Source organism: Psychrobacter communis (assembly GCF_014836505.1).
GTDB classification, from domain to species: domain Bacteria; phylum Pseudomonadota; class Gammaproteobacteria; order Pseudomonadales; family Moraxellaceae; genus Psychrobacter; species Psychrobacter faecalis.
Genome location: NZ_JACSQR010000044.1, coordinates 1 through 16,883, shown reverse-complemented (window position 1 = coordinate 16,883; position 16,883 = coordinate 1). Strand labels below are relative to the sequence as shown.

Genomic DNA, 16,883 nt, shown 5'->3' with positions numbered 1-16,883 from the left:
TTTCGGTAGCAACCATGTTGTGCCATAGTCACTTGTAGCTGTTCCCAGAGATTATCGGTCAATGCTTGTCTGGCCATCTTTCTTATATACCTCTTATTTTATAAAGTGTATGCTTTATTTTAGAAGATATATACTTGTTTGCCAATTAGGGACACGCCCTAGGCGAAATTCACCTCCACCCTAATGTCGGGTGGAGTCCTCTTTCGCTTTTAGATAGAATTTAAAATTCAAGCCATTTACAGGCGGGCAGGGCTTTGTTTTTGTATGGTGATTGCAACTGTAGATGATACACCTTAGAGCGAAAACGGCAACAAAACTAAATAGCCACTATGGTTATGGTCAGGAGCACAGAATGATGAATGATTTGTGGTAATCTAGAGCTTAGATAATGGCGGTGTAAAAGCTAAGTTTGTAAAGGTAGAAGAACAAGATATTTTTTAGAAAAATAATATTTTTTGAATGTAAAGTCATCGCGTCTAAACGCGTGCTAAATGGGTCATAATAGGAATAATAACCATGCAACATACTGAAGCAAATTTATCAAAAATCAATCCTGCTAAATCTGAACAGGCTAATAAAGCGGCTATGACTGAGCAGCAAGTCCTTATCGCCGGCGGCGGCCATGTCGGTTTGTCGTTTGCGTTGTTGCTTGCTCATCATGGTATCGCTAGCACTCTGCTAGAGAAAAACAGCTATCCAACCATCAGTCCAAATGACGACGCTAAACGCACGCATTATTTAGACAGTCGAAATACCGCACTGTCACGGCGTACGGTACAGATTTATCAAGAGATTGGGCTATGGGATGAGCTACAAAGTCATGCTTGTCGCATTGATGCGGTAAAAATTAGCGAGCAAGGTAGCTTTGGGCGCGCACAATTAAATAAAGCTGAGGAGCAAGTCGAGTCATTTGGGCAAGTGATGGAAAACGCGTGGCTTGGGCGTAAGTTGTTATTGGCTGCCCAGCAGGAGCCGCTGATTACGCTGATTGATAATGCCAATGTGATAGCCGTTAGCCAACAAAACGATGGCGTGACGTTAAGCTTTAGCTATTACGGTGAAGAAGAGCATGAGCAGCAGTTGCAGGCCAGTGTTTTGGTTGCCTGTGATGGTCGCGACTCTACCGTGCGTCAATTGTTAAATATCGGCACTACGACTTATGATTATAAGCAAACCGCTATCGTTGGCGTGGTAGAAACCGATCAGCCGCATGAACATATTGCCATTGAGCGTTTTAGTCCGGCAGGGCCGCTTGCAGTATTGCCATTGACCGATCCAGAAGGCGACGGCAATGATGAATATCAAAAAGGCTATAGACGCTCAGTGGTTTGGGTTTGCCCAACGGGTGAAGAGACACAATATCTAGAAGATGATGCGCATTTCTTGGCAACCTTGCAGCAAGCTTTTGGTAAGCGCGCTGGCACGTTTAAAAAAGCCGGTCGCCGCGGCGCTTATCCATTGACACGGGTACTGGCTGACAAACAAGTTGACGGTCGTTGCGTCATCATGGGTAACGCTGCTCACACCTTGCATCCGGTCGCTGGACAGGGTTTTAACCTGTGTATGCGTGATGCGCATGTACTGGCGCAAATGATGAATCGGCAGGTGCTAAAAGGCGAAGATATCGGCGATCCTACGTTGCTCAAACGCTATGAAAAAGCCCGTCAAACCGATCAAAAACGCGTCATTCGCTTTTGTGATGCAGTAGTACATGGCTTTACTCATCCTAATCCAGCGGTGAAACTGGCACGTAACGTGGCTTTGGTTGCCTTTGATAAACTGCCAAACATTAAGCCATTGATTGCCAACTATGCGATGGGCTTAAAATCTTAGTTCAACATACTGGTAAGTTATTAAGCAAATAAAATCCAACATTTCAGCTGCTGCTAAACCACATAAATATGAGCGGATAGCATGAATAACGCGACAAAGGATGTTTTATGAAAAATAACCATACGCTCATTATCGGCGGCGGTATCGTCGGTGCAACCCTGGCGCTAAAACTGGCACAAGCTGAGATGCCAGTGACGCTTATTGATGCGCGCCCTAAACGTAGCGAGGCAAATTGGCAACAAGTGCTTGGTAAGCGGGATGCGCGCGTTTATGCTTTAAGCCTTGCCAGTATTGGTTTGCTGAAAGACGTGGGCGCTTGGCAAAAAATAGCGGCATCAGAGCGTAAAGCCGATTATACCCAAATGCAGGTTTGGCAGCTAAACGGTCGCGGCGAGTTACTGTTCGGCGATAGTGATGATGCTAATAATGGTAATGACGGCAATAACAGCAATCAAAACTCTGAGACAAAAATGCTCGGTAGTATGGTTGAGCCGGCCGTTATCGAATATGCATTGTGGCAGCGTTTATCTGCCGCTGATGTCAGCCAATATCTAACCGTTATCGATGGGCACAAGGTTGTCGACATGGACTGGCTTGGTAGCGCGCAAGGTTACCGTGTGACGCTAGATAATGGCACGGTGATTGACGCGCGTTTATTGGTTGGTGCTGACGGTCGCGGCTCGTTTGTGCGTAAGCAGGCGGCCATTGAGCTAGATGTGCTTGATTATAACCAAACCGCGATTTGCTGTGCCATTCAAACCGACAAGTCGCACCTAGCGACTGCCCGTCAAGCCATGCTACCGACTGGTACATTGGCATTGTTGCCGCTTGCTGATATCACGGATGAAGATAAAATCAATCCACAACACTGGCAGTCGATCGTATGGACACTGCCACGCAATCAAGCATTGGCATTGTTGGAAGAAACGCCGCGCTACATCGCTGATAAATTGGCTGCTGCCAGTCATTATGAGCTGGGTGCTATCCGCGAGATTGAATCCATCGCCAGCTTTCCGTTAGCCGCGCAGCAAGCAAAAAGCTATGTCGCCGATAATCTAGTATTAATTGGGGACGCCGCACATGGTGTGCATCCGCTGGCAGGTCAGGGGCTAAATTTGGGAATGCTTGATGTAAAAGTGTTAAGCGAACAACTCAGCCATGATTATGCGCGCAGTGGCAATAAGCTGTGGGGTACGAACCAAACCTTACGAAGCTATGAGCGTCTGCGTCGTCCACATAATAGTTTGATGATGCACAGCTTTTCGGCGCTTAATTGGCTGTTTGCTGGCTCGCTTGCGCAGATGCGTCCGATTCAACAACTTCGTAATGAAGGTATGTATCGCGTCAGCAAAATCAAACCATTGATGCGTCTGTTTGCTAAGCAAGCGAGTGGGGTTTAGGTGATTACGTGTTTGATAATTAATAGTATGAAGCAGAGTACATTAAATGACTAAATCTTGGTTGTCATTCCAACAGCAACTTAATAGTTTAAAAGCTAAAGATATGCTAATAGACAATGAAGCAGCAGCACTCAGTTATCTTGAAAGAGTCGGTTATTATCGGTTAAGTGGTTACTGGTATCCATTCCGTCAGTTCAATGACAACTCTACAAACAAACGGCTGAGTTTATTCGTAGAAAATACCCATTTTAAGCATATTGTAGAGCTTTATGTCTTTGACAAAAACTTGAGGCTCTTAGCATTGGATGCATTAGAGAGAATAGAGATGGCAGTTCGAGTGGATATTGCGCATATATTGGGTAAAAAAGATCCACAAGCTCATGAACAAGCAGAGAAATTAGATGGTAATTTTGCAAAAAAGATAATTAGGAAAGGAAGGAATAAAGGAAAGACTGAACACCAACTTTGGTTGGAAAAGCATAGTCAGTTATTACATCGTGCAAGAAAAGAGCCTTTCATTTCGCATCATAATAATTCTTATAAGGGAGTTATACCCATTTGGGTAGCAATTGAGGTTTGGGATTTTGGTTGCATGTCTAGATTGTATGCTGGCATGACTTATTCAGATAAAGCGACTATTGCACAAAAGTATGAGGTTACTGGAAAACAACTTGAGCAATGGTTACGTAGTCTAAACTTTATTCGTAATGTTAGTGCTCACCACAGTCGATTATGGAATGCTAACATTCTTGAACAGTCAGCTCCTATTACATTAGATGAAAGATGGACGGCACTTGCAAATCATAAACCATTTTTTTATTTTTGTATTATGCAGCATATGCTAAATATTATCTGTCCTAATTCTCAGTGGAATAAACGTTTTAAAGTTTTATTGAAGGAATTTCCTACTGTACCTAATAATACTGTCAATATTACAGATTTTGGTTTGGTAACGAGTATAGATGACTGGAAATTATGGCTCTAAAATAAGTTATTATGAAGTTGAATCACTAGATATAGAAAACCGCCACTTGCAAGAGCAGAGGTGACGGTCATATTGATATACATGATATCACTTAATATGAATTTAGCAAATGCTAAAATGTATCTACCCCAACGCCGAAAACAGCACCATCAGCACTGGCGAGACAATATTAATAATAAAGCCAAAGCTGATCGCCAGTGGCACAACTTTTAGACCACCTGATTGTTGAATAATCGGTAAGGTAAAATCTAAACTGGTCGCGCCGCCAAGTCCTACCGCTGCTGATGGATATTTACGCATAAAAACAGGAATAAATAATAGCGCAAAAAACTCACGTACCAAGTCATTAAATAGCGCCACACTGCCCCAAACGGCGCCATAAGCATCAGTCATGATAATCGCTGATAGCGAATACCATCCAAACCCTGATGCCAATGCCATTCCCTTAGTCCAAGAGACATCGCTAAATATCAGCGCAAAGATAAGCCCGCCGACCAATACCGAGAGCGTAAAGATCACGCTCATCTCAACGCCGCGTTTATTAAGTAAGACTTCCTTTAGGGTAATGCCCGAGCCTTTGAGGCCAATACCGACCAGTAAGATTAATATCATTAGCATTGCTGTCATGGTGTTTTCAGGTGGCATATAATCGGCTGGCAAAAAATAGCCAATCACCATACCAATCGCCACGCAAAATACCTGTGCTAGACTGCCGCGAATACTGACACGGTGCTCTTTAGATTTGACGCTAGGTTTTTTGGCATGCCATGGACGCAGACGGTCAAACAGCATCAAGGCAAATAAGCCGGTGCCAATCGTTAGTATCGACAAGATAGTGACATAAAGCGCAATTTCACCTATTTGGCTGCCAAGTCCTTCGACTTGTGCCAGCTCAATACCAATCAACCCTAAGATGATAAAGACCAAATAAGATAAGCCTTTATCGGCAAGCATAGTCATGGTTGGGTTTGAGGGAATGGCAAAGCCAATAAACATTGGCATTAATACCAAAACAAGGGTAATTAGGCTTTGCATGTCGGCAGACTCGTCATTTTTAAACAAGGCGTTTTTGGGAGGGCATTTCTCAGAAGCTGGGGATTGTATCATATTAGCTCGTAAATACGGCTATCAGCACATCATATTCATCGCAAAATATGACGGTTGTTTGAGTAGTAAATGACCTCTAAGTGGCTGGTTATTCTTTACCTGACAAACTTTTGTTGCTACATTGAAGGCATCAAACGTTTTGGCACGTATTATGTCGCTATATCAACTCAAGTCTCAATTCCAAGATCAATTGCGTCCTATAAGCGATACTCTAGCTGGGCAAGGTGTTACCGCCAACCAAGTGACGGTTTCAGCAGTATTGTTGAGTGTGGGAACGGCCTATGTGATAGCTAAGCCCGCAGCCAGAAATCAAGCGCTATGGCTGTTAATGCCGTCATCATTGTTTGTGCGTATGGCGCTCAATGCTATTGATGGTATGATGGCGCGTGAGCACGGGCAGGCATCCAAACTTGGTGCAGTGCTTAATGAATTGGGCGATATTGTTGCCGATACAGCATTATTGGCCAGTCTGTTGCCGCATATTGATAATCAAGAAACGCCCGTTGGGCTGATAAATATCGCAGAAAACCTATCTCACAGTCAGCGCCATATTGTCGGTTTGATTGGTTTTAGTATTGGTACCGAGCTACTGGGCATAGCCAGTAATACAGCGCTAGGTACTCGAGCCAACCATGGGCCATTAGGCAAAAGTGACCGTGCTTTTTTGCTGGGTGTGCTTGGCATCTTGGTTGGTGTCAAAGTACCGTTATCGCTATCACCTATAAGAATAGGGCAGCTGTGCCTACTGACAGAAGCAATGCTCTTAAAAACTTGCCTCAATCGCTTGCGTTATATGGTGAATTTATACGTAATGCGTAAACCGCCAGTGCCTAAATCAACACTGAGTGCCTTAAATACTTGTCATCATTCAAACATTTCCAACCATGCTGAATTTTCTCCTAGCGTCATTGATGGTTTCATCGCTCATAACGCTTTACCTCATTCTTCTACTAATGCTTTTCTTTTGGAATCCAATATTATGTCAGCGACCTCTAATAGTGCAGAAAATAAAATAAATCTGCTTAACGATAGTAATCATAAAGACCCATCCCAAAAGACGTCATCAAAGAAACTCTCATCAAAGCAACCTTCATCAAAGCAGTTCTCACCCAAAACTATTCATGGTGAAAGTAGTTATAACGCTTATGATGGCACGGCAATATATTATCGTTACTGGCTGACGATGCCTCTAGAGGCTATAAAACAAATCAGTCAGCAACACACACAACAGCGCCAAGTCATTCTGTTACATCGTGGTCATGAGCATTCAGGACGATTGGAAGAGTTAGGACAGCAGTTTGCTGCGGCTGGCTATCAGGTATTTGCTTGGGATGCACGCGGTAATGGGCGCTCAGGCGGTATCAAAGACCATGCCGAGAGCGTCACCGAGCTAGAGCGCGATTTAAACGACTTTGTGCAATTGGTCGTTGCTCAAACTGGCATTGCCATTGACGATACTTTACTCATCGCCAGTAGTATCGGTGCGGTACTCGCGGCAGCATGGGTACATGATTACGCGCCCAATATCCGCGGGATGATTTTGGGTACACCTGCATTGAAGATTCGTTTGTATCTACCCTTTGCCATACCGTCGTTAAAGGTGGCTCGCGCGCTTGGACTGATGTCACGCGTGAGTAGCTACGTCAAAGCGCAAGTGCTGACCCATGATAAAGACGCACAGCACGCCTACAATGCCGACCCGCTTATCTCCAATAGCATCTCGACTGACTTGCTCATTGATACTCATGCGACGGGTCAACGCTTGCTCGATGATGCTGGTGCCATTACCGTACCGACGTTTGTATTGTGCGCAGGCAAGGATTATGTGGTCGATAAGCAGGCTGAACGCGATTTTTATGACGCGATTAATACGACTACTAAGCGTTGGCAATTATATCCAGACAGCTATCATGCGATCTTTCATGAAACCAATAAAGCAGACGTCTTCGCTGATTGTATCGAGTTCGCTGAGCAGGTATTCAGTACGGACGTTAAAGCATCGGATTTGAGCGCCGCTCATCTAAACAGTGCCAGTAAGGATAAGGTTGATCGCTTAGCGATTAAACCTTTTAACCCAAGCTTTGCCATTACCCGATTTGCCATGCAAAAATTTGGTCATGTCAGCGATGCCATTGCCACAGGGCTTGCGCATGGCTTTGATTCGGGTCATTCGCTCGATCATGTCTATTACAATCAGCCGAGTGGTCAGAATAAATTTGGTCAGGCAGTCGATAAATTCTATCTCAATAATATCGGTTGGCAAGGGATTCGTATCCGCCGTGAGCATATATTAGAGCTAACACGTCAAGCTTTAGCAGATATTGAAAATAAGAACCAAAATAGTGCTAAGTCATACCAACCAAGATTGCTAGATATTGCTAGTGGGTATGGCTTTTATGCGTTTGATTTGTTGACAGAATTTGCAGACTTGCATGCTGAGCTACGTGATTATGAGCAGCATAATATTCAAGCGTTACAGTCGAAAGCGCAGCAGCTAGAAATTACTGATCGCGTGATTGCCTGTCAAAAAGATGCCTTTGACCCTGCCAGTTATGTTAATGAGCAGAAAGAGACTGGCAGTGCCGATGAAACAAAGTTCGATATCGCCATTGCCTCTGGTGTTTTTGAATTGTTTTCTGACAATATGCTACCAACGACGGCTTTGGCAGGCATTTACGATAGTTTAAAATCTGGTGGTTATTTGCTTTATACCAATCAGCCTTGGCATCCTGAACAAGAATTTATCAGTAAAACCTTAAACAATCATCGTGGCAGCGATTGGGTGATGCGTTGTCGTTCACAAGCAGAGATGGATCAGTTGGTTGAGAGTGCTGGCTTTCAAAAAATAGCAATGCGTATCGATCGCTTTGGTATTTTTACCGTGTCACTAGCGATTAAAGTCGCCTCAACCAATCATGAATAATACGCATGCCAAACCCTATGAGCGTGTACAGCTTTTTTCAGGGGGCGGTTCCCGTTTTGGCTATTATTTAGGTAGCTATGCAGCATTGGTGGCTCATGATTTGACGCCGGATATGATTGTTGGCACCTGCGGTGGTAGTCTATCGGCTTATTTGGTTAATTTGGCGCCCGATCCCAGGGATTTGCAGGAGCTCATGTGCAGTCGTGAGTTGTATCGTGTCATTACTGCCATCAGACATGTCGCGCCAGACGAAGTAAGTAAGCGATTAAAAATACGTTGCATGACTCAGGCTTTCAAGCGCTGGCGACTCACAAAACAAAAAGCTAACGGACAAAGACTGCGGCAAGTAGATAACTATGAGCGGATTTTGGATGAATTGCAGCAGCTAGCGATGTTTCGAGTTGATAAGGAAGAAAAATGGCTTGACGAGTTGTCTGGTCTTTCTCTCAAGCAAAATAATAATTTGTGTAATCCTACCGCGCCAGAGATAGCCATTATCGCCAGTCGCCTGCATCCAACAGCTAGCCAAGGGACTACTGTTGATAATGCTTTTCACAATGATTTTAGGCTACAAGAATTATTATTTGCCCCGCCGCGATTGGCAGTATTAGATCTCATTGCAGAAAAACTGAATTCACCGGCTCATACATTTGCTAATGGACGTATAACTCAGTCTGTCAGAACGCTGACCAAATGGGATTTTGCCCCTGCGATTCGTGCTTCTATGGCAGATATGTATTACCTACCACCGACGCATATCGCAGCCCTTGGTTGGTGTTTAGGCGGAGTGATTAATCTCACACCCATTGAGCTGGCGTGTCAATTGGGTCATAGCGTATTTGCAGAAACCAAGGCGGGTTATGATTCATGGCTTGCCGCACCAGCCATTCAACGTGTTTTTGGTTTTGACCCCAACGAGCGTTTGGCACAGGTGCAGGGTTTTGATTCAACAGAAACGCTGCCACGCGCTGATTCTGTTGAAACCAGTCCTCGAGTGAATCAACTACATTGGTTACCTTTTGCAGATAATGCTCAGCAGTTGGCAAGGCAGCATGTACAAAAGCGTTTTAACATCAGACAAATGACCGTTGAGCTGATTCACAGTGACTATGATGGCTTTGTGCAGCAAATGCAGGCGCAATGGCAGTATGGCTATCAGCGTACCACTGACTATATACAACAGCACGGGCTATGAGTTCGCAAATGAAAGACCTTACACAATCTACTTCAGCTCATAAGTCATCGCATATCATCGTTTTCGGCGGTACGAGTGGACTTGGTTTGGCACTGGCGCTGCATCATCAGGCGCTTGGCTGGCAAGTGAGCGTGGTTGGTCATAGTATGGAGAAGATAGATAATACCAATAGTCAGCATCCTAACATTATTACTTATTGCTGTGATTTGACTGATAACGTGCAAACACAAAGTTTGTTAGAGAGCTTGTCAAATATCAGTTTTCAAAGAGTGATTTATAGTGCGGGTAGTTATACCAATGAGCGTGTTCACCATCTGAGTCAAGCGGACAGCGATCAAATGCTAGCAATTAATCTGCAAGCGTTTGAGCAGGTTTTTAGATGGGCAAGTGAGCAATTAAGGCGGCAAAGCTGTGCGTTGGATTTCAACGAAAACAGCAGCCTAAGCCTAATTTGTATTGCTTCTATCGCCGGTACAATGGATTATCCTTACGCCAGTCTTTATGCCAAAAGCAAACGCGCGATGATTGCCAATGCTAGCGCCTATCGTGCAGCACTTGCGCCTTATCACATTCAAGTAAACTGCATCGCCTCGGGATATATCGATACCCAAGCATTACGTGATTTAAATAATGGTGATGCTAGCCATAAGCCATTCATAATAAAAACACAAACGGCGGTTGAGAAGATTATGCAGGCAATTGATAAAGATATTGAGCTGGCCATATTTCCACGCTCTATGGGCTATATCATTCGGGCGCTAAACCATTTACCTAAGCCTTTGCTTAACTGGATATTGCGTAGTAAATTGGATAAAACCACTTGATAACAGCTTAGCCAAGCAGCCAATAAAACAAGGTAAATAATGGCACACCAATCAGCAGACTATCTATTCTATCCAATACGCCGCCATGTCCAGCGAGCATAGTACCCGTGTCTTTTACTCCGTGCTGACGTTTAAAGGCGGATTCTAATAAATCTCCAGCGATACCACTTACCGCTAAACCATAGGCGGCCAATAAGCAAATCCACCAGCTAAAAGAAGTGAGCCAGATGCCTAATAGTGTGGCCAATATCGCTGCTAATACACTGCCAAAGAGAGCACCTTCGATACTTTTATTCGGGCTGATGGTTGGAGCAAGACCGCGCTTAAAGATTTTGTGACCAAGCAATCGTCCGCATAAATACTGGGCAATATCATTAAATTGGCTGGCGAATAATACAAAAAATAAAATGCCATATTGTTCGCGTTGCCACGTTAATTGCTGTAAGGCAATCAAGCTGATAATCAATGCGATAAAGACAGAACTAAACAGCAAGTCTAAGAATTTTAAATGTGTATAGGCTTGCTTAGAATCAGAAGAAGTTTTTATAAAAGGCTGAGTATTTGGTTGCAAGCCACGCGCTTGAAGCTTACTAATAAGCCTAGCTTTGCTAGGTAGGTGCCATAATCGTTTAATCTCGTAGCAGCCACGCACACCAATCAACAAGAAAAAAGCGATCAGCAACCACTGATAGGGGTATGTGCGAGAGTGTAGGTGTTGACTATTATCAGTTATCTTAGCGATAATATAACAAGCGCAAAGCGCTGCTAACATGAGCCACCATGAGCGTGCTATCAAGTAGATTTTCGGTAAGCGCTGACGCAAGCGAGGTAGGGCAAGCATAGCCCAAACCGAACTCACGACTAGCATTAGAACCATCACAAACCGTAAGTCAGAAGCCATGTTTTTAGCACTTTGAGGTCGATAGAGAACGGTAACCCACCGTTTTTTTATGGCTGAAGTGGCAACGCTTAATTGCTGTTAGGCGTTAGCAACTGTACATACTGATCCAGCCTCTGTATCATCGATTATAGGCTGAATCAACCAATCAATACCACCTTCTTTCAACTTTGATAATGGCTCAATCACACTCGTCCGAGGTGTGCTCGTTAAGTTGGGATAGTCTTTTCGGTAATGGCCACCGCGGCTCTCATGACGCTGATAAGCAGATTGAATAATCAAGGTCGCTAATTGTAATTGTCTTGCTAATTGAAAGTAGGGCAGCTCATTCAAAATAGTAGCGTTGTCTTTATTATAGATGCTTAGTTGATTAGAGTCGTAACAGTTAAGCTGTTGTTGCCATTGCTGTATTTGTACCAACGCTTGTGCTAACTGCTGAGCATCACGAGTAATGCCCATATGGGAGGTCATCAAAGCTTTTAGTTCTGCGGTTATTGCAGTGATATCAGCATTTATATTGACGTTATCATTAGTATAGCTTTCATATTCAGTAGACGATGGTAAAGTAATGCGCTGACTATCTTTAAGCATTGGCGCTGTCCACATATCATGGATTAATTTGTCTAAATTAGCATGAGGTAAAGTTATTTCTAACTTCTCTATTGCTTCCAGATAGCGCGGCAAGTCCGTAGCGATATTGCGCCCAACGACCACGCATTCCAACAGTGAATTACTCGCTAAGCGGTTTGCTCCATGCAGACCTGTATAAGCAACCTCACCAGCAGCATAAAGCCCTACCACATCGGTCAAACCATTGGCAGACGTCACTACACCGCCGCAACTATAGTGAGCGGTAGGGGCAACAGGAATGGGGTCAGTAGTAATATCAATGCCAAGCTCTAATAGGGTTTTATAAATCTGCGGAAAATGCTCTTGCAAAAATTCCGCTGGCAAGTGACTAACATCAAGATTGACGTAACCAAGTCCATTCTTATTAATCTGCTCAGCAATAGCTCGGGCGACGATATCTCTTGGAGCTAGTTCTGCGCGTTTATCAACATCAAGCATGAAACGCTTGCCAGTTTGCGGGCAATATAATCGTCCACCTTCACCGCGTAGCGCTTCAGATATCAAAAAGCTACTATCGCCAAATGCCAAACCAGTTGGATGAAATTGGATAAACTCTAGATTTGCCAAACGGCAACCCGCTTGCCATGCCATCATAACACCATCGCCGACACAGACGTTCGGCGCGCTGGCACGCTTAAATAATTGCCCCAAGCCACCACTGGCTAAGACAACCGCGCGACTATAAAAGGTAAGTTTACGTTGATGTATATGATCAAAAACAAGCGCACCTTGGCACTGATTATTTGGATTGGCGCTATTTTTTAACAGGCTTAGTGCTTCATGATAGGGCAAGATAGTAATATTGGACGCAGCTTGCGCTTTTACAATCAAGGCTTCCATAATATGCCGACCAGTTGCATCATCGGCGTGGGCGACCCGCCGACAGCCATGACCGCCTTCTTTGGTTAAATGCAAATTACTGGTCTGTAATGTCGCTATAGAGTTTGTATTATCATGCTGGTGTCTCTCCTGCTGGGGAATCATGGTAAAGGGCACACCTTGTTCACAAAGCCATTGCACCGCTTGCTGTCCAGCGCTTAAAATACTGCTGGTATTATCAGCTTCGCATAAACCTGCGCCTGCAATGAGTGTGTCAGCGATATGGTCAGCGACACGGTCATTCTTATCTAGACTGGCTGCAATGCCACCTTGGGCATAATGGCTTGAGCAAACATCCAGTGCCGCTTTGCTGAGTACCGTAATGTTTAGCGATTTCGGCAAAGCAAGGGCGGTGGTTAATCCTGCAAGGCCAGCGCCAATGATAAGTACGTCTGTCTTTATGATATCCGTAGAGTTATGAGTATTCACCTTATGCGCTGACCATGCCTCACTCATATTAGGCCGCTCCGACATTGGCAAATAATTCGCGGTCTTTAACAATGTCACCGCTCGCGGTCACCCGTTGCTTTTGCGCTTCGGCAAAATCAAGCATGCGTTGTAATGGTTTTCTAGCTGCTGCTGCAAGCTCAGGCGTCATGAGCACTTCGCCGCTACGATTGGTTAAGCATTGCTCTATACCTTGTAGGCCATTCATCGCCATCCAAGGACAAAATGCACAACTTTTACAACTGGCGCTCTCACCAGCGGTCGGGGCAGCTAAGAAACGTTTGTGTGGCGAACGCTTTTGCATCTCGTGCAAGATACCCAAGTCGGTAGCAACGATAAAGGTATCGGCATCCATCTCATACGTTGATTGTAATAGCTTGCTGGTAGAGCCAACCACGTCGGCAAGCGCGACTACACTATCAGGTGATTCAGGATGTACCAATACTTTAGCGTTTGGATGCTCTTCTTTTAATTGCAGCAGCTCAGTGGCTTTAAACTCGTTATGGACCAAGCAAGACCCTTGCCAAAGCAACATATCGGCGCCAGTCTCTTGCGCGATGTATTTACCCAAGTGACGGTCAGGACCCCAAATAATTTTTTCACCATTCGCATGCAAATGTCGGACGATATCGATGCCAACCGAAGAAGTTACGACCCAATCAGCACGGGCTTTCACAGCAGCGCTAGTATTGGCATAAACCACCACTGTACGCTCAGGATGGGCATCACAAAAGGCAGAGAATTCATCAGCAGGGCAGCCCAAATCAAGTGAGCATTCAGCCTCCAAATCTGGCATCAGTACCGTCTTCTCCATACTCAGTATCTTTGCTGATTCACCCATAAAGCGCACACCAGCGACGACCAAGGTTTGCGCACTGTGCGCTTGTCCAAAGCGCGCCATCTCTAGCGAATCACCAACGCAGCCGCCGGTTGCCAAGGCCAAATCTTGGATAAAAGGATCAACATAGTAATGCGCAACCAATACCGCATTATGCTCTTTTAATAGCTGCTTAATATTCTCTTCAACCGCAAGTCGTTCCGCACGTGGCAAATCCGCTGGGATTTTCGCTTTGGCGTATTCGATATTCATCTGAGTCGCAATGCGATTATCAGTGCTCATGATGGGCGCGTCGTATGGATAAGTTTTCATAAGTGCAAACCTTTGCTGCGATAACGGCAAACCAATAGCCGCTAAAAGTGAGTCAGTTAAATATGGTTAATAAATATGGTTAAATAACAAGTTTTAATAATTATGCTCATTTTGAGCATAATTACAAGTATTTTTTATAAACTGCTTCTAAAATGATACGTAATTCGTCAAAACTTACCTTGCTCGCTGTCTTTTTTATTGCTTCCGATATCGTCTATTTACAACGGCAGGCTATGATAGTTTTCGATTCACGCTATACTAAGCATGGTTATAAACACTTCATCTTGAAAACGCTCATTTCACGTTTAAACATAAAGGAAACCTTTAAAGCCATGACGTTGTCTTATTCGCATTCGCATCAACAAGGTAGCGGCACCACAGAAGTGGTCGCCGTGTTGGTAGCGATTACTGAGCACACCGCGCGCGTTTTGTCGGTTGACCAAGGCAAGCTCTTGCCCAACGGGCCATTGATGCCATTACATCGCTCCTTGCAAGCGGGCGTACGTCAATGGGTCGAGGAGCAAACGCAGCAGCCGCTTGGTTATTTAGAGCAGCTTTATACCTTTGTCGATACCAATCGCCGCAACGTCGATGGTCATGCGCTTGTCTATGTCAGCTACCTAGGATTGGTGCAAGAAGCGCAAATGCAAGAGCTGCCAAGCCAAGCATTATGGCGCGATTGGTACGATTATTTCCCATGGGAAAATCACTTGGATGGTATGCCGAGTATGATTATGAATCATATTGTGCCGGCGTTATTAAGCTGGGCAGATAGCGCAGCAGAAACGGTTGTCCAGCAGCGCCGCCGTCAACGTATTGGTTTATGCTGGGGAATCAGTGAGGAAACTTTCGACGTTGATAGGTTTAAAGATACGGACAAAGCACCAAATGCTGATAAAGCTTATGAAAATAGAGAATGGGTTGCTGAGCATGTCTTGCTGCGTTATGAGATGCTTTATGAAGCAGGGTTAATCCCTGAAGCACCGACTTATCCGCCAAGTTACCAAATGAAGTTGCCTACAAATTGGTTGCAGTTAATAGGCGTACCGATGTATTACGACCATCGCCGCGTGATTGCCACCGCTATCTCAAGACTGCGTGCCAAGATTGAATATCGACCGCTTATCTTTGGTTTGATGCCGGACGTGTTTACCTTATCGCAGCTGCAACAAAGCGTCGAAGCGTTATCAGGCGTACCTTTACATAAGCAAAACTTCCGTCGTTTGCTAGATTCACAAAAACTTGTCATGGAGACAGGGCTGAGTAGTAGCGCTCAGCGTGGTCGCCCTGCCAAGCTCTATCGCTTCCGCCATGATATTGAGCTACAAAGCCTACTCATGGATAGTAAATTGCCTAAACGTAAATAGCACCAACTGCATAAGCCCTCCTATACTGACGCTAAATACTTATATCAAAGCGAAATCATATTGGTTAATTTTATTAATTTGCACCCTTTTCTTGCGAGGCTTTGCACTTTGCGCTATATTTATGCTCATTTTGAGTTTAATTAAAGATGTTTTACTAAGTGTATCGAACGCATATAAATATCAGGCAAAAATAAGGGTCAAATATGACAGTTAAACAAGAGCCAGCATTGGCTGAAGTATTGCTTAAACCTTTGGTGAAAGCGGCGTTAACGGAAGATTTGGGCAGGCGCGGTGATGTGACATCACAAGCGACTATTCCTGCTGATATGCGAGCGCAACTACAGATTAAGGCGCGGCAAACGGGCGTGATATGTGGGATGGATTTGGCGCGTTTGTCTTTTGCTTTGATTGACGAGCAAATCGAGTTTATTGCCAAAGTCAATGACTGTGCAACGGTTGAGGCGGGTACGATACTAGCGACTGTCCGTGGTAACGCGCGAAATTTATTAACCGCAGAGCGTACTGCGCTTAACTTTATGACCCATCTCAGTGGTATTGCGACAGACACCAAAAAAATTGTCGATAGCGTTGCCGACTATCCGGCGCAAATCACTTGTACGCGTAAAACCATACCTGGTTTGCGCATTGTGCAAAAATACGCCGTACGCTGCGGCGGCGGGCGCAATCATCGCTTGGGATTGGATGATGCAATTTTAATCAAAGACAACCATATTGCTATCGCCGGTGACATCAAAACTGCCATTCAGCAAGCGCAAGACTTTGCCGGCCACCTGATTCCGATAGAAGTTGAAGTCGATACGTTAGAGCAGTTAGAGCAAGCCTTAGATGCCGGCGTGAATTTGGTACTGTTAGATAATATGGCACCTGACGTATTATCAGAAGCCGTCGTCATGTGTAAGGGTCGCGCCAAAACCGAAGCTTCAGGCGGTATAACCCCTGAAACCGTGCAAGCAGTCGCAAAAACAGGCGTTGATTTTATCGCGATGGGTTATTTAACCCACAGTACGACAGCATTAGATATTGGCCTCGATTTTAGCGCTTAAGATTAACGGTCGGTCTACATCGATGCTAAAGCTTTTGATTAATTTTATGGCATAAATCTCGGTTAGATAAGTTATTAAAAGGGTTGCAAACAGTTAAATAAAAAATATACAAACCTACCTATTTATTACTATAATAGATAGATTATATCTATAATATAGAGAGCAAGTTATGGGGAAACTG

General features: G+C 44.5%; 12 protein-coding genes. 8 read left to right on the top strand and 4 right to left on the bottom strand.

Annotated features, from left to right (window positions below):
• The first annotated feature begins 585 nt into the window (after positions 1–585).
• The 3 genes from H9653_RS11390 (at position 586) to H9653_RS11380 (ending at position 4,218) form a co-directional block, all read left to right on the top strand.
• Positions 586–1,833 carry a UbiH/UbiF/VisC/COQ6 family ubiquinone biosynthesis hydroxylase gene (locus tag H9653_RS11390; RefSeq protein WP_191692454.1) on the top strand — a complete coding sequence of 416 codons (1,248 nt, stop codon included), beginning with the start codon at positions 586–588 and terminating at the stop codon, positions 1,831–1,833.
• A gap of 107 nt (positions 1,834–1,940) precedes the next feature.
• Positions 1,941–3,233 carry an FAD-dependent oxidoreductase gene (locus H9653_RS11385; protein WP_191692452.1) on the top strand — a complete coding sequence of 431 codons (1,293 nt, stop codon included), beginning with the start codon at positions 1,941–1,943 and terminating at the stop codon, positions 3,231–3,233.
• Between the two features lie 46 nt (positions 3,234–3,279).
• Positions 3,280–4,218, top strand: coding sequence for an Abi family protein (locus tag H9653_RS11380; RefSeq protein WP_191692451.1), 939 nt, complete (start codon positions 3,280–3,282; stop codon positions 4,216–4,218).
• Positions 4,219–4,341: 123 nt separating this feature from the next.
• On the opposite strand, the gene H9653_RS11375 is transcribed toward H9653_RS11380, so the two are convergent.
• The gene (locus H9653_RS11375) at positions 4,342–5,253 is read right to left on the bottom strand and encodes a lysine exporter LysO family protein (protein WP_191692453.1); all 912 of its coding nucleotides are present in this window, start codon (positions 5,251–5,253) and stop codon (positions 4,342–4,344) included.
• 223 nt (positions 5,254–5,476) lie between these two features.
• On the opposite strand from H9653_RS11375, the gene H9653_RS11370 reads away from it, so the two are divergent.
• The 3 genes from H9653_RS11370 to H9653_RS11360 are packed head-to-tail and all read left to right on the top strand — an operon-like array spanning position 5,477 to position 10,267.
• Positions 5,477–8,248 (top strand): alpha/beta fold hydrolase, encoded by a 2,772-nt coding sequence (locus H9653_RS11370; RefSeq protein ID WP_191692450.1) that lies wholly within the window; start codon positions 5,477–5,479, stop codon positions 8,246–8,248.
• A complete protein-coding gene (locus H9653_RS11365; protein ID WP_191692449.1) occupies positions 8,241–9,443 on the top strand; it encodes a patatin-like phospholipase family protein in 1,203 nt (400 codons plus the stop codon). The genes H9653_RS11370 and H9653_RS11365 overlap by 8 nt, the downstream gene beginning before the upstream one ends.
• An 8-nt stretch (positions 9,444–9,451) precedes the next feature.
• Complete coding sequence (locus tag H9653_RS11360) at positions 9,452–10,267, top strand: SDR family NAD(P)-dependent oxidoreductase (protein WP_191692448.1); 816 nt, start codon at positions 9,452–9,454, stop codon at positions 10,265–10,267.
• Positions 10,268–10,274: 7 nt separating this feature from the next.
• Here the strand turns inward: H9653_RS11360 and H9653_RS11355 are convergent, their stop codons facing one another.
• The 3 genes from H9653_RS11355 to nadA form a co-directional block, all read right to left on the bottom strand.
• The gene (locus tag H9653_RS11355) at positions 10,275–11,168 is read right to left on the bottom strand and encodes a phosphatidate cytidylyltransferase (RefSeq protein ID WP_191692447.1); all 894 of its coding nucleotides are present in this window, start codon (positions 11,166–11,168) and stop codon (positions 10,275–10,277) included.
• A 78-nt stretch (positions 11,169–11,246) separates the two neighbouring features.
• Positions 11,247–13,130 carry an L-aspartate oxidase gene (nadB, locus tag H9653_RS11350; RefSeq protein ID WP_191692446.1) on the bottom strand — a complete coding sequence of 628 codons (1,884 nt, stop codon included), beginning with the start codon at positions 13,128–13,130 and terminating at the stop codon, positions 11,247–11,249.
• A 1-nt stretch (position 13,131) separates the two neighbouring features.
• Positions 13,132–14,271, bottom strand: coding sequence for a quinolinate synthase NadA (nadA, locus tag H9653_RS11345; protein ID WP_191692445.1), 1,140 nt, complete (start codon positions 14,269–14,271; stop codon positions 13,132–13,134).
• A 332-nt stretch (positions 14,272–14,603) separates the two neighbouring features.
• On the opposite strand from nadA, the gene H9653_RS11340 reads away from it, so the two are divergent.
• Together H9653_RS11340 and nadC are read left to right on the top strand one after the other, a co-directional pair.
• Complete coding sequence (locus H9653_RS11340) at positions 14,604–15,638, top strand: NUDIX hydrolase (protein WP_191692444.1); 1,035 nt, start codon at positions 14,604–14,606, stop codon at positions 15,636–15,638.
• A 203-nt stretch (positions 15,639–15,841) separates the two neighbouring features.
• Positions 15,842–16,702, top strand: coding sequence for a carboxylating nicotinate-nucleotide diphosphorylase (gene nadC, locus H9653_RS11335; RefSeq protein WP_191692443.1), 861 nt, complete (start codon positions 15,842–15,844; stop codon positions 16,700–16,702).
• Positions 16,703–16,883: the final 181 nt, after the last annotated feature.

Bases quoted from the DNA above. Each gene is read 5' to 3' on its own strand.
- H9653_RS11385 (WP_191692452.1), top strand. From the start codon at position 1,941: ATGAAAAATAACCATACGCTCATTATCGGCGGCGGTATCGTCGGTGCA.
- H9653_RS11375 (WP_191692453.1), bottom strand. From the start codon at position 5,253: ATGCAAAGCCTAATTACCCTTGTTTTGGTATTAATGCCAATGTTTATT.
- H9653_RS11380 (WP_191692451.1), top strand. From the start codon at position 3,280: ATGACTAAATCTTGGTTGTCATTCCAACAGCAACTTAATAGTTTAAAA.
- H9653_RS11360 (WP_191692448.1), top strand. From the start codon at position 9,452: ATGAAAGACCTTACACAATCTACTTCAGCTCATAAGTCATCGCATATC.
- nadA (WP_191692445.1), bottom strand. From the start codon at position 14,271: ATGAAAACTTATCCATACGACGCGCCCATCATGAGCACTGATAATCGC.
- H9653_RS11365 (WP_191692449.1), top strand. From the start codon at position 8,241: ATGAATAATACGCATGCCAAACCCTATGAGCGTGTACAGCTTTTTTCA.
- H9653_RS11340 (WP_191692444.1), top strand. From the start codon at position 14,604: ATGACGTTGTCTTATTCGCATTCGCATCAACAAGGTAGCGGCACCACA.
- nadC (WP_191692443.1), top strand. From the start codon at position 15,842: ATGACAGTTAAACAAGAGCCAGCATTGGCTGAAGTATTGCTTAAACCT.
- H9653_RS11355 (WP_191692447.1), bottom strand. From the start codon at position 11,168: ATGGCTTCTGACTTACGGTTTGTGATGGTTCTAATGCTAGTCGTGAGT.
- nadB (WP_191692446.1), bottom strand. From the start codon at position 13,130: ATGAGTGAGGCATGGTCAGCGCATAAGGTGAATACTCATAACTCTACG.
- H9653_RS11390 (WP_191692454.1), top strand. From the start codon at position 586: ATGACTGAGCAGCAAGTCCTTATCGCCGGCGGCGGCCATGTCGGTTTG.
- H9653_RS11370 (WP_191692450.1), top strand. From the start codon at position 5,477: ATGTCGCTATATCAACTCAAGTCTCAATTCCAAGATCAATTGCGTCCT.